General features: G+C 73.5%; 10 protein-coding genes. 4 read left to right on the plus strand and 6 right to left on the minus strand.

The window, feature by feature from the left end; genetic code table 11:
• Positions 1-100 precede the first annotated feature (100 nt).
• The 3 genes from BLASA_RS16470 to BLASA_RS16480 all read left to right on the plus strand — a co-directional run bounded on the left by BLASA_RS16470 (position 101) and on the right by BLASA_RS16480 (position 3,760).
• Positions 101-541, plus strand: a complete 441-nt coding sequence (locus tag BLASA_RS16470) for an ATP-binding protein (RefSeq protein ID WP_041775815.1) — start codon at positions 101-103, stop codon at positions 539-541.
• 61 nt (positions 542-602) lie between these two features.
• Positions 603-2,156, plus strand: coding sequence for an aldehyde dehydrogenase family protein (locus tag BLASA_RS16475; RefSeq protein ID WP_014377347.1), 1,554 nt, complete (start codon positions 603-605; stop codon positions 2,154-2,156).
• Entirely contained in the window at positions 2,153-3,760 is a 1,608-nt protein-coding gene (locus BLASA_RS16480; protein WP_014377348.1) for a GMC family oxidoreductase, read from the plus strand. Before BLASA_RS16475 ends, BLASA_RS16480 begins: the two co-directional genes overlap by 4 nt.
• On the opposite strand, the gene BLASA_RS16485 is transcribed toward BLASA_RS16480, so the two are convergent.
• The gene (locus BLASA_RS16485; protein WP_014377349.1) at positions 3,740-5,074 is read right to left on the minus strand and encodes an MFS transporter; all 1,335 of its coding nucleotides are present in this window, start codon (positions 5,072-5,074) and stop codon (positions 3,740-3,742) included. The genes BLASA_RS16480 and BLASA_RS16485 overlap by 21 nt on opposite strands.
• A gap of 412 nt (positions 5,075-5,486) precedes the next feature.
• On the opposite strand from BLASA_RS16485, the gene BLASA_RS16490 reads away from it, so the two are divergent.
• Positions 5,487-7,073: a DEAD/DEAH box helicase gene (locus BLASA_RS16490; protein ID WP_231839480.1), complete on the plus strand. Its 1,587-nt coding sequence runs from the start codon at positions 5,487-5,489 to the stop codon at positions 7,071-7,073.
• A gap of 90 nt (positions 7,074-7,163) precedes the next feature.
• Here the strand turns inward: BLASA_RS16490 and BLASA_RS16495 are convergent, their stop codons facing one another.
• The 5 genes from BLASA_RS16495 to BLASA_RS16515 form a co-directional block, all read right to left on the minus strand.
• Complete coding sequence (locus BLASA_RS16495; RefSeq protein WP_014377351.1) at positions 7,164-8,171, minus strand: sugar phosphate isomerase/epimerase family protein; 1,008 nt, start codon at positions 8,169-8,171, stop codon at positions 7,164-7,166.
• A 31-nt stretch (positions 8,172-8,202) separates the two neighbouring features.
• Positions 8,203-9,384 carry a Gfo/Idh/MocA family protein gene (locus BLASA_RS16500; RefSeq protein WP_014377352.1) on the minus strand — a complete coding sequence of 394 codons (1,182 nt, stop codon included), beginning with the start codon at positions 9,382-9,384 and terminating at the stop codon, positions 8,203-8,205.
• A gap of 68 nt (positions 9,385-9,452) precedes the next feature.
• On the minus strand, positions 9,453-10,508 hold the full coding sequence (locus BLASA_RS16505; RefSeq protein WP_014377353.1) for a substrate-binding domain-containing protein: 1,056 nt from the start codon (positions 10,506-10,508) through the stop codon (positions 9,453-9,455).
• A 121-nt stretch (positions 10,509-10,629) separates the two neighbouring features.
• On the minus strand, positions 10,630-11,829 hold the full coding sequence (locus tag BLASA_RS16510) for an ABC transporter permease (RefSeq protein ID WP_014377354.1): 1,200 nt from the start codon (positions 11,827-11,829) through the stop codon (positions 10,630-10,632).
• Positions 11,826-13,400 carry a sugar ABC transporter ATP-binding protein gene (locus BLASA_RS16515; RefSeq protein ID WP_231839481.1) on the minus strand — a complete coding sequence of 525 codons (1,575 nt, stop codon included), beginning with the start codon at positions 13,398-13,400 and terminating at the stop codon, positions 11,826-11,828. Before BLASA_RS16515 ends, BLASA_RS16510 begins: the two co-directional genes overlap by 4 nt.
• Between the last annotated feature and the right edge of the window lie 44 nt (positions 13,401-13,444).

Below are 13,444 nucleotides of genomic sequence, written 5' to 3' on the forward strand. Positions count from 1 at the left end.
GTGGTCCCTCCTTCCGGGTGAGCCGAGGATTCGAGCCACCGTGGAACGGGCACGGTGCCGCCGGGAACGAACCGGCGCGGCCGGCCGGCGACGAGAGGCGGTGAGCGTGGCGCTCTGGCAGTCCGCGCGCCCGCCGCGCGGCTTCGCCGAGGTCTGGCGCCAGGAGCTCGGCTCGCTGAGCGAGCTCGCCGCGCTGCGCGCCCGGCTGCGCACCTCCATGACCGGCAGCCGCACCGTCGCACGTCCCGAGCGGGACCACTGGTCGGAGCGGCTGGTGCTCATCGCCGACGAGCTGACCTCCAACGCGCTGCGCCACGGCGGCTCCCCGGTCGCCGCGGTCCTGGGCCGGAACGACCACGCGTGGCTGATCGCCGTCCGGGACGCCAAGCCGGACGTCGTACCCGTTCCCGCGCAGGGTCGCGACCCCGGCCTGGGTGGTTTCGGCCTGTACCTGGTCGCCGATCTCTCGGCCGCGCACGGCTGGTTCACCGAGCCGGATACGAAGACCGCCTGGGCCGTGGTGGCGGCCGACGACGGCTGAGCGCATCCCGTTCGGGCGACCTCTCCCGCGGTGTCTGTGACCCGCGGGTAACGTGCGCCGCATGTCGCTCGCCGAGCAGATGGACACGGTCACCGACGCCGCCGCGGGCACGGTCGACCGGCACGCCACCACCCAGACCTTCGAGTCGACGGCGCCGACCACCGGTGCGGTCGTCGGCGTCTTCCCCGTGCACGACGAGGCCGCCGTCGGCGAGACCGTCGCGCGGGCCCGCACCGCCGCCGAGCAGTGGGCCGCGCTGGGCTGGGACGGGCGCAAGCAGCGCCTGTCGGCCTACCGCGGCTACCTCGCCCGGCGCATGCACGAGCTGGCCGACCTCGTGTACCGGGAGAACGGCAAGCCGCACGCCGACGCGATCCTCGAGATCACCCTCGCCGTCGACCACCTCGCCTGGGCCGCCGGCCACGCCCGGAAGACCCTCGGCCTGCGCAAGGTCGCCTCGGGCATGCTCGCCGCCAACCACGCCGCCTACCTGGAGTACCAGCCACTGGGCGTCATCGGCGTGATCGGCCCGTGGAACTACCCGGTGTTCACGCCGATGGGCTCGATCGCCTACGCCCTGGCCGCCGGCAACGCCGTCGTCTTCAAGCCCTCGGAGCACACCCCCGCCGTGGGGGCCTGGCTGGCCGCCGCCTGGCGGGCCGCCGTCCCCGACGTGCCGGACGCCTTCCAGGTCGTCACCGGCAACGGCTCGACCGGCGCCGCGCTGTGCCGCGTGCCCGTGGACAAGCTCGCCTTCACCGGCTCCGCCGCCACCGGCAAGAAGGTGATGGCTGCCTGCGCCGAGACCCTCACCCCGGTGCTCATGGAGCTCGGCGGCAAGGACGCGATGATCGTCGACGACGACGCCGACGTGGTCGCCGCCGCCGACGCCGCGGTGTGGGGCGCGATGAGCAACGGCGGGCAGACCTGCATCGGCATCGAGCGGGTGTACGCGACCTCCGCGGTGTACGACCGGTTCGTCGCCGAGGTCACCGCCCAGGTGCAGAAGCTGCGCCCGGGCTCCGACGGCGAGGCCACCTACGGCCCGATGACGATGTCCTCGCAGATCGACATCGTCCGGCGGCACGTGGCCGACGCCGCCGCCGCGGGCGCCCGCGTGGTCACCGGCGGCACCGACCCCGACGCCGTCCCGGCCGAGGGCTACGTCGCCCCGACCGTGCTGCTCGACGTCCCCGAGGACTCCTCCGCCATCACGGAGGAGACCTTCGGGCCGACGCTCACCATCACCCGGGTGCGCGACGCCGAGGAGGCGCTCGAGCGGGCCAACGCGACCAGCTACGGCCTGGCCGGCGCCGTCTTCTCGGCGTCCAAGGACCGCGCCATGGACCTCGCCCGCCGGATGCGCAGCGGCATGACGTCGGTCAACTCGGTGCTCACCTTCGCCTCGGTGCCGGCGCTGCCCTTCGGCGGCGTGGGCGAGTCCGGCTTCGGCCGCATCCACGGCGAGGACGGGCTCAAGGAGTTCACCCGCGCCAAGGCGATCACCCGGCAGCGCGTGGCCCTGCCGGTGAACCTGATGAGCTTCGGCCGGCCCGAGAAGGCCGCCGACGCCCTGGCCCGGGTGATGGGCATGGTCCACGGGCGGCACCGGTGACCGAGGAGTTCGACGTCGTCATCGTCGGCGCCGGGTCGGCCGGCTGCGCGCTGGCCGGCCGGCTGACCGAGGACCCGACGCTGCGGGTGCTGCTGCTCGAGGCCGGCGGCTCGGACAAGCTGCTCGAGGTGCAGATCCCCGCCGGGCTCTACAAGGTCTGGCGGACCCGGCACGACTGGAACTACACGACCGACGAGCAGCCCGGTCTCGGCGGCCGGAAGCTGTTCTGGCCCCGCGGCAAGCTGCTCGGCGGCTCGTCCTCGATCAACGCGATGATCTACATCCGCGGCGCGCGGTCCGACTACGACGAGTGGGCCGAGCTGACCGGCGACCCGTCGTGGTCCTACGACCAGGTGCTCCCGGTGTTCACGCGGATGGAGGACAACGCCCGCGGCGCCGACGAGTGGCACGGCGTGGGCGGTCCGCTGCGGGTCGAGGACCTGCGCTCCGTGCACCCGTGGACGACGGCGGTCGTCGAGTCGGCTGCCGCCACCGGCTACCCGCGCAACGACGACTTCAACGGCGCCACGCAGGAGGGCGTCGGCCGGTACCAGGTCACGCAGAAGCGCGGCCGCCGCTGGTCCTCCGCGGACGCCTACCTGCACCCGGCCGTGGACCGGCCGAACCTGACCGTCCGCACCGGCGCGCTGACCACCCGGGTCCTGGTCAAGAACGGCCGGGCGACCGGCGTCGAGTACCGCTGCGGCGGCCGGCTGCACACCGCACGCGCCAGCCGCGAGGTCGTGCTGTCCGGCGGCGCGGTCAACTCTCCCCAGCTGCTCATGCTGTCGGGCATCGGCCCGGCCGACCACCTGCGCGAGGTCGGCGTCGACGTCGTCCACGACCTGCCGGGAGTGGGCGGCGGGCTGCAGGACCACCCGCTGGTGCCGGTCGTCTGGCACGTCCGGTCGGGGAAGTCGCTCACCCACGGCGACTCGCCGTCGGGCTACGCGCGGTGGTTCGGCGCCCGCCGCGGACCGCTCACCTCCAACCTCGCCGAGGCGGGGTTGTTCACCCGCTCGTCGCCGGAGCTGGCCGAACCCGACCTGCAGCTGCACTTCCTGCCGGTCAAGTTCTGGAAGCAGGCGGAGGTCGACCCCGACGTGGACGCCTTCACCGCCGCGGTGGTGCTGGTGGACGTGCACTCCCGCGGCTCGGTGCGGCTGCGCTCGGCCGATCCGACGTGGGCTCCGGCGATCGACGCCGGCTACCTCACCGACGACCGCGACCTCGAGGCGCTGGTGTCGGGCGTGGAGCAGGCCCGGGAGATCGCCGGCGCCGCCCCGCTGTCGGACGTGCTGGCCGAGGAGTGGTCGCCCGGCGGCACCGTGCACGGGCGGGACGGCCTGCGGCGGTCGGTGCGCGAGACGCTGGAGTCGCTGTACCACCCGGGGTCCTCCTGCCGGATGGGCACCGACGACTCCGCCGTCGTGGATTCCCGGCTGCGGGTGCGCGGCATCGAGGGCCTGCGGGTGGTCGACGCCTCGGTCATGCCGACGCTGGTGCGGGGCAACACCAACGCGCCGACGATCATGATCGCCGAGCGGGCGGCCGACCTGATCCTCGGCCGCCTCCCCGCCGCGTCAGCCACCGCCGCCGGCTGATCGGCCGGCCAGCTCCGGGGACGTCGCCAGGGCGGGCTCCGGGGGCGGCGTGGTGTTCCGGCGGATCGAGATCGACGCGGCGGCCGCGACGATGCACAGGCCGCCGGCGAGGAACCACGCCAGGTCGTAGGAGCCGGTGACGTCGCGGATCACCCCGCCGCCGAACGCGGCGACCGCCGACCCCAGCTGGTGGGAGGCGAACACCCAGCCGAACACCACCGGCGCGCGGGCGCCGAAGTGCTCCCGGCACAGCGCCAGCGTCGGTGGCACGGTGGCCACCCAGTCCAGGCCATAGAACACGATGAACGCGATCATGCTGACGTGCAACTCGGGCCCGAACAGGGGTGGCAGCAGGAACAGCGAGAAGCCACGCAGCCCGTAGTAGGCCAGCAGCAGCACCCGCGGATCGACCCGGTCGGTCAGCCAGCCGGAGAAGACGGTGCCGGCGATGTCGAAGATCCCGACGACGGCGAGCAGGCCGGCCGCCGTCGTCACCGGCATGCCGTGGTCGTGCGCTGCCGGAATGAAGTGCGGCTGCACCAGGCCGTTGGTCGACATGCCGCAGATGAAGAAGCCGAGCGCCAGCAGCCAGAACGGCCGGCTGCGCGCCGCCTCGGCCAGGCCGCGCATCGCCGCACGCGCGGCCCCGGCGCGGACCGGCTCGACGTCGTCGGCCGCCGTCCCGCCGTAGGGCGTGACGCCGAGGTCACGGGGCCGGTCGCGGAGCAGCCAGGCCACCAGCGGCAGGACGGCGAGCGCGGCCGCCGTCGTCCCCAGTGACGCGGCCCGCCAGCCCCACGCCGAGTCGATGAACGCCACCAGCGGCAGGAAGACCAGCTGGCCGGCCGCGCCGCCCGCGGTGAGGATCCCGGAGACGAGCCCGCGCCGGGCGACGAACCAGCGGCCGGTCACCGTGGCGACCAGCGACAGCGCCATGGATCCGGTGCCGAGCCCGACGAGCACGCCCCACAGCAGCACCAGCTGCCAGCTGGTCGTCATGAAGACGGTCAGGCCGCTGCCGAGCGCGACCACCAGCAGCGCGCACATGACGACCCGGCGGATGCCGAACTTCTCCATCAGCGCCGCGGCGAACGGGGCGGTCAGCCCGTAGAGCGCCATGTTGACCGCGACCGCCGCGGAGATGGTGGAGACCGACCAGCCGAACTCGTCGCGCAGCGGGTCGATCAGCACGCCGGGCACCGCGCGGAAGGCGGCGGCGCCGACCAGCGCCAGGAAGGTCACCCCGGCGACCCACCACGCGGGGTGGATCCGGTGCGGCGGCGCGCTGCGGGTGGGCGGGTCGAGCACGGTCACCACGGCAGCATGACGCACGGTGCGGCCGCGTCCCAGGCACCGGGATGCCAGATTCCGCACCGTTCCCGCCGTCCGACGGCGGACCTCACCGCGCGGTCCCCGTCCTCACGCTCCAGCGCGAGGTCGGCGACCGGACGGTGAGGTCGGCAGGGGAGGCGCGACTCACCCGATGTGACCTGTCACTCCCCCGATGTCGGACCAGACCGGGGCCCGGTCTGGTTGAGTACTACGTACCGGCGCCGCCCTCGCTCATCCGGAGCGGCAGGAATCGACGTCGGGCTGAGGCTGCGCCACCTTGGTGCGCCCGGCTGACCGACGTCTCGCCAGCTGCGAGCCCGCCTGCTCCGCGCAGGTGCCGGCGCTCGCGCTCGCCGAGGGAGTCGTGCGGCCACTCGAGCGTCGAAGGACTCCATTGACCTCCACCCAGAACACCCCCGCCACCTCCGAGACCCCCCGCCGTCGTCGCGGCGGCCGCGGCCGCGGCGCCCGCCCGGCCGGCGAGCAGCAGAACCAGCAGCAGGCGGCCACCGTGCCCACCGCGCCGGTCGTCCCGGTCGGCGCCGACGCGACCGTCCTGCCGACCGACAGCACCTTCTCGGCCCTCGGCGTGCCCGCGCCGATGGTCGAGGTGCTCTCCGCCAGCGGCATCACCGCGCCGTTCCCGATCCAGGTCGCCACGCTGCCCGACAGCCTGGCCGGCCGTGACGTGCTCGGCCGCGGTCGCACCGGCTCGGGCAAGACCCTGGCCTTCGCCATCCCGCTGGTCGCCCGGCTGGCCGCCTCCGGCACCCGCCGGCAGGCCAAGCGCCCCCGCGCGCTGGTGCTGGTCCCGACCCGCGAGCTGGCCAACCAGGTCTTCGCCGTCGTCGACCCGCTGGCCCGCGCCCTGGGCATGTCGGCCACCACGATCTTCGGTGGTGTCGGCCAGAACCCGCAGGTGCAGGCCCTGACCAAGGGCGTCGACATCGTCATCGCCTGCCCGGGCCGGCTCGAGGACCTGATCCAGCAGGGCCACTGCGACCTGGGCTCGATCGAGGTGACGATCCTCGACGAGGCCGACCACATGGCCGACCTGGGCTTTCTGCCCGGCGTGAAGCGGATCATGGACCGGACGCCGAAGGTCGGTCAGCGGATGCTGTTCTCGGCCACCCTCGACAACGGCGTCGACGTGCTGGTCAAGCGCTACCTGAGCAAGCCGACCACGCACTCGGTCGACCCGGCCGTCGCACCGGTCAGCACGATGACCCACCACGTCTTCCACGTGCAGAGCGCCGACAAGGGCGAGGTCGTGCGGCTGCTGGCCGCGGGGCTGGGCCGCAGCGTGCTGTTCACCCGCACCAAGCACCAGGCCAAGAAGCTCGCCAAGCAGCTCACCGCGTCGGGCATCCCCGCCGTCGACCTGCACGGCAACCTCAGCCAGAACGCCCGCGAGCGCAACCTCGAGGCGTTCAGCAACGGCTCGACCCGGGTGCTGTGCGCGACCGACATCGCCGCCCGCGGGATCCACGTCGACGACGTCGCCCTGGTCGTGCACGTGGACCCGCCGACGGAGCACAAGGCCTACCTGCACCGCTCGGGCCGTACCGCTCGCGCCGGCGCCGGTGGCACCGTCGTCACCGTGACCACGCCCGACCAGACCGGCGAGGTGCGCACCCTCACCCGCCAGGCCGGCATCAGCCCGATCGTCAGCCAGATCCGGCCCGGTGCCGCGCAGATCGAGGAGCTCACCGGCCCGGCGGCGCCCTACGTGGAGCCGGCTCCCGCGCCGGAACCGCAGCCGCAGGGTCAGGGCGGCGGCGGCGGTCGTCGTCGGGGCGGCTCGGGCCGCGGGTCCTCGGGCGGCGGCTCCCCGAAGGCCGCGTCCTCGGGCGGCTCACGCGGGGGCTCCGGCTCCGGGCGTCCGTCCGGCCCGGCGCGGACCCGCGCCGAGTTGGCGGCCCGCGCGGGATCGTCGTCGGCGGCGTCCTTCAGCGCCCACTCCCGCCGCGGCGGCCGCTGACCGGTTCCTGGCTCAGCATGAGGGGTCCTGGCTCACTGTCCACGGTGAGCCAGGACCCCTGTTGATCAGGTCACCTGATCAACATGCGGGTCAGTTGCCGCTGGAGAAGGCCGCGTCGAACGCCGCCGACGGCGGGTCGAACGCCATCCGCCGCACGAACTCCAGCGCCTCCGGGGCTCCGATGAGGCGATCCATGCCGGCGTCCTCCCACTCCACCGAGATCGGCCCGTCGTAGCCGATGGTGTTGAGCATCCGGAAGCACGCCTCCCACGGGACGTCGCCGTGGCCGGTGGAGACGAAGTCCCAACCGCGCCGCGGGTCGGCCCAGGGCAGGTGCGAGCCCATCCGGCCGTTGCGCCCGTTGCCGACCTGCTTCTTCGCGTCCTTGCAGTCGACGTGGTAGATCCGGTCCTTGAAGTCCCAGATGAAGCTCACCGGGTCGAGGTCCTGCCACACGAAGTGCGACGGGTCCCAGTTCAGCCCGAACGCCTCCCGGTGGCCGATCGCCTCCATGGTGCGCACCGTCGTCCAGTAGTCGTAGGCGATCTCCGACGGGTGCACCTCGTGCGCGAACTTCACGCCGACCTCGTCGAAGACGTCGAGGATCGGGTTCCACCGGTCGGCGAAGTCGCGGTACCCGTCCTCGATCATCGACTCGGGAACCGGCGGGAACATCGCCACGGTCTTCCAGATCTTGCTCCCGGTGAACCCGACGACGACGTCGACGCCCAGGTTGCGCGCCGCCCGCGCGGTCAGCTTCATCTCCTCCGCCGCCCGCTGCCGGACGCCCTCGGGGTCGCCGTCGCCCCAGACCCGCGGGTGCACCATGCCGCGGTGCCGCTCGTCGATCGGGTCGTCGCAGACCGCCTGGCCGTTGAGGTGGTTGGAGATGGCCCACACCTTGAGGCCGTGCTTCTCCAGCAGCGCCAGGCGCTCCTGCACGTAGGAGTCGTCGTTCGCAGCGCGCTCGACGTCGAGGTGGTCGCCCCAGCAGGCGATCTCCAGGCCGTCGTAGCCCCACCCGGAGGCCAGCCGGCACATCTCCTCGAACGGCAGGTCGGCCCACTGGCCGGTGAACAGGGTGACGGGACGGGGCATCAGGGCTCTCCTCGCAGAACGGGTCCGGAAGTCATCGGGGGATCGGGGTCCAGACGGAGTCAGCGGTGGCGCTGCGTTCCACCGCGTCGAGCACCCGCTGGATCTGCAGACCGTCGGCGAAGGAGGGGCTCGGGTCCTCCCCCGTGCCGATGGCGGTGACCAGGTCGACGACCTGGTGGGTGAAGCCGTGCTCGTAGCCCAGCCCGTGCCCGGCCGGCCACCAGGCGCCCACGTAGGGGTGCTCGGGCTCGGTGACGACGATCCGGCGGAAGCCGCCGACCTCGGCCGGTTCGCTGCCGTCGAAGAAGTGCAGGACGTTCATGTCCTCGAAGTCGAAGGCCAGGCTGCCGGCCGATCCGTTGATCTCGATCCGGATGGCGTTCTTGCGACCCAGGGCGAACCGGGTGGCCTCGAAGACGCCGACCGCGCCGCCGGTGAAGCGGCCGAGGAACACCGCCGCGTCGTCCACGGTGACCTGCCCGGTCTCGGCGCCGCCGACCCCGCCCAGCTTCCCGGTCTCCGCGGGCAGGGGCCGCTCCGTCACGAAGGTCTCCAGCAGCGCGCTCACCCCGGTCAGCGCCTGCCCGGTGATGTGCTGGGTCAGGTCGACGATGTGCGCGCCGATGTCGCCCAGCGCGCCGGAGCCGGCCTTGTCCTTCTCCAGCCGCCACGACATGGGCGCGGCCGGGTCGGCGATCCAGTCCTGCAGGTACTGCGCCCGGACGTGCCGGATCTCCCCGAGCCGGCCCTCGGCCACCAGCCGGCGGGCCAGCCCGATCGCCGGCACCCGGCGGTAGGTGAAGCCGACCATCGACCGCACGCCGCGGGCGGCGGCCTTCGCGGCGGCCTCGGCCATCGCCTCGGCCTCGGCGACGGAGTTGGCCAGTGGCTTCTCGCAGAGCACGTGCTTGCCGGCCTCGAGCGCCGCGATGGCGATCTCCGCGTGGGTGTCGCCGGGGGTGCAGACGTCGACCAGGTCGACGTCGTCGCGCTCGATGGCCTGGCGCCAGTCGGTCTCGGTGGCGGCCCAGCCGAGCCGGCCGGCGGCCTCGGTGACGGCCGACCGGTTGCGTCCGGCGAGAACCGCCAGCCGCGGCTCCAGGGGGAGGTCGAAGAAGCGGGGGGCGGTGCGCCACGCGTGGGAGTGCGCCGCACCCATGAACGCGTAGCCGATGAGGCCCACGCCGAGGGGCGGGCGGCCGGGGGATGTCATGGGGGCTCCTCGGGAGTGCCGGGGCCGCCGGGCGGCGGGGGGGCCGCCCGGCGGCCCCGGTCAGCGGGTCAGGATTCGAACGCGTTGTCGAGGTACTGGTCGACGTTCTCGGCCGTGACGACCGGCGCCGCCAGCATGATCCGCTTCGGCACGCCCTGGGACACCAGGTCGGACATGCTCTTGTCCTGGGCGATCAGGCGGGCCAGGGAGATGCCGTCGGCCGCCTGGGTCGACGGGTAGATGACCGTCGCCTCGAGCACGGAGTCCCCAGACTGGATCTCCCGCATGGCGTTGGCCGAGCCGGCGCCGCCGACCATGAAGAACTCGTCGCGGCCGGCGTTCTCGATGGCGGCCAGCACGCCGACGCCCTGGTCGTCGTCGTGGTTCCAGATGGCGTCGATCTCCGGCGCGGCCTGCAGCAGGTTGGCTGCCGCCTCCTCGCCGGACTCGACGGTGAACTCCGCCGCGACCCGGTTGTCGACGTCGAGGCCGCAGTCGGCCAGGGCGTCGGCGAAGCCCTGGCTGCGGTCCTGGGTCAGCGGCAGGGAGTCGATGCCGGCGATCTCGGCGACGACGGCGTCGGGCTGGTCGCCCAGGCGGGAGCAGACGTAGGTGCCGGCCGAGACGCCCATGCCGTAGTTGTCGCCGAGGATCGTCGACCGGGACGCGAACGGGCTGGAGAACTCCCGGTCGACGTTGATCACCGGGATGCCGGCCTCCATGGCCTCCAGGGCGACCGGGGTGAGCGCGGCGCCGTCGAAGGGCAGCAGGACGATCGCGTCGACGCCCTCGTTGATGAACGTCTCGACCTGGGCGATCTGGGTGCTGACGTCGTTGGTGCCCTCGGCGACGGTGAGCTCGACGTCCTCGTACTGCTCGGCCTGCTCGCGGGCGGCCTCGGTGATCGCGGCCATCCAGCCGTGGTCGGCGGCCGGGGCGGAGAACCCGATGCGCACGGTCTCGCCGACCTCGTCGTTGGAGCTGGCGACGGCGTCGGTGTCGGCTGCCCCGGTGTCCGCGGGCTCGTTGCTCGTGCAACCGGCCAGCAGCGCGCCGGCGCCGATGAGCGCCACCGCGGTCTGGGTGGTCAGGCGCCTGGTCGGGCGCCGCCTCGCTGCGGTCATCTTCTCTCCTCGGTTCGCCCCGGCGGCGGTGCCAGGGGTCGGGGTGGTGCGCCGCGGACCGGCGGTCCGGCGGTCGGTGCGACCGGGTGCAGGGCGCCGGGGCGCCCACGCCCGGCCGGGTCTAGGGGCGGTCGGTGGTGCCGCCGGGACGGGCGCCACCGGGACGGGCTCCGCCGGGCGCCCCGGGTTCGCTCGTGCCGCCGGAGACCGATCCGGCCGGCGTGCCGGGTGCGGCGCCGGCACCGGCACCGGAGGACGAGACGCCGCCCGCCTTCCGGCGGAAGCTGAACCCACCGGTGGCCACCCGCTGCTGGAGCAGGACGGCGAGCACGATGATCACGCCGCGGGCGACGGCCTGTGCCGAGCTGGACAGGTTGTTGAGCGTGAAGACGTTGCCGAGCGTGGTGAAGATCAGCACGCCGAAGACCGTGCCGACGATCGTGCCGCGGCCGCCGATGAGCAGCGTGCCACCGATGACGACGGCGGCGATGGCGTCGAGCTCGTAGAGCAGGCCGTGCGTGGAGGTGCCGGTCGTCGTCCGGGCCACCAGCATCACCGCGGCGATGCCGCAGGTGACCCCGGACAGCACGTACAGCCAGACGGTGTGCCGCTGCACCCGGATGCCGGCCAGCCGGGCCGCTTCGGCGTTGCCGCCGACGGCGAAGGTGCGGCGGCCGAACGTCGTCCGGTTCAGCAGCACCCAGCCGGCCCCCGCGACCAGCGCGAAGATGATGACCAGCGTGGGCACACCGAACACGTCGCCGTCGAAGAAGGCGTGGAAGGCCTGGTTGTCCAGGATCTGGGTGCGCCGGTTGGAGATGATCTCGGCGAGGCCGCGGGCCGCGGCGAGCATCGCGAGGGTGGCGATGAAGGCGACGATCTTGCCGTAGGCGATCACGATGCCGTTGACCAGGCCGGCACCGGCGCCGACCAGGATCGCGGTGAGCACGATCACGATCCAGTGGAAGTCCTGGGCGATCGCCTGGGTGGCCAGCGTCGTGGCCCAGACCGACGACAGCGCGACCAGCGCCCCCACGGAGAGGTCGATCCCGCCGCCGATGATCACGAAGGTCATGCCGACGCTCACCACGCCGATGACCGCGGCCAGCCGCAGGATCGTGAGCACGTTGTCGATGTCGACGAACCGGTCGGGTGCGGTGGCCGCGCCGACGGCGCACAGGATGCCCAGGGCGATGACCAGGCCGAGGTTGCGCCCGATCGGGCCGGACAGGAAGCCCGATCCCGAGCCGTTGCCCGGCCCGCGGCCGGCGGCCGGCGAGGTGGCGCCCTCCGTCACGGTCGCGGTGCTGCTCTCGCTCATGCCACGTCTCCTTCTCCGGCGGCGCGCGACCGGGCGGCCGCCTTCTCCATGACCAGGTCGAGCACGCGGTGCTCGTCGAGCGCGGACGCGGGCTGCTCGGTGACGACGGAGCCGTCGGCGATGACCAGCACCCGGTCGGCCAGCCCGAGCACCTCGGGGATCTCGCTCGACACGACGACGACGGCGACCCCGCGGTCGGCCAGGCCGCGGATCAGCGCGTAGATCTCCGATCGCGCGCCGACGTCGACACCTCGGGTGGGCTCGTCGAGGAGCAGCACGCGGCAGTCGCGCAGCAGCCACCGGGCGAGCACGACCTTCTGCTGGTTGCCGCCCGACAGCGTGCGCACCTCACGGCTGACGTCCGCCGGGCGCACGTCCAGCGCGTCCACCTGCTCCTGCGCCGCCTGCTTCTCCGAGCGGCCGGAGAGGAAGCCCGCGCGGGCGAACCGGCGGAGGCTCGAGATGCTGATGTTGCGGGCCACCGAGTCGCCGAGCAGCAGGGCCTGGCTCTTGCGCTCCTCGGGGGCGAGTCCCAGCCCGGCGGCCACCGCGGCGGCGACGTCCCCGGGACGCAGCCGGCGTCCGGCGACCCGCACCGTGCCCGCCGTCGGCTTCCGCGCGCCGCAGATGGTCTCCAGGATCTCCGACCGGCCCGAGCCCACCAGCCCGGCGAGCCCGACGATCTCGCCGGGCCGCACGGTGAAGGAGACGTCGGCGAACCGGCCGCGCAAGCCCAGGTCCTCGACCTCCAGCAGCGGCTCGCCGTCCCGGGGCGCGGACGACCGCTCGGGGAAGACGTACTCGATGTCCCGCCCGGTCATCAGGGTGATGACCTGCCGGGTCGGCGTCTCGCGGGCGGGCAGGCCGGTGGCGACCGTGCGGCCGTCCTTGAGGACGGTGATCCGGTCGCCGACCTGCCGGATCTCCTCGAGCCGGTGGGAGATGTAGACGACGGCGACACCGTCGGCGGTCAGCTCCCGGATCACGCCGAAGAGGCGCTCGACCTCCTCGTTGTCCAGCACCGCCGAGGGCTCGTCCATGACGATGAGCCGGGCGTCCTGGGACAGCGCGCGGGCCATGCTGACCATCTGCTGCGACGCCGCCGACAGCGAGCCGAGCTCGGCGGTGGGCCGGATCTCGGGGTGCCCGAGCCGCGCGAGCAGGTCCGCGGTGGCGCGGTTGGCCGACGCCATCCGGGCGAGGCCGAACCGGGCGTGCTCCCGGCCGAGGAAGACGTTGTCGGCGACGGTGAGCCCCGGGACGAGGTCGAGCTCCTGGTAGATGGTGGCGATGCCGCGCGACATCGCGGCCTGCGGGTCGCCGAGCGTGACCGGCTCGCCTTCCCAGCTGATCGTGCCGGCGTCGGGCTGGTGGGCGCCGGCGAGCACCTTGATCAGCGTGGACTTGCCGGCCCCGTTCTGGCCGAGCAGGCAGTGGACCTCGCCGGCCCGCACGTCGAGGTCGACGCCGTCGAGCGCACGCACCCCGGGGAAGGTCTTGACGATCCCGTGCATCTCGAGCAGCGGCGCTCCGCTGCGCGAGCCGCCTCCCGGCCCCGGTCCATCGGCCACATCGCCACCTCGAGACTTTTGCTCAGTCTTGACCATTAGTCCGT

Source organism: Blastococcus saxobsidens DD2 (assembly GCF_000284015.1).
GTDB lineage: Bacteria > Actinomycetota > Actinomycetes > Mycobacteriales > Geodermatophilaceae > Blastococcus > Blastococcus saxobsidens_A.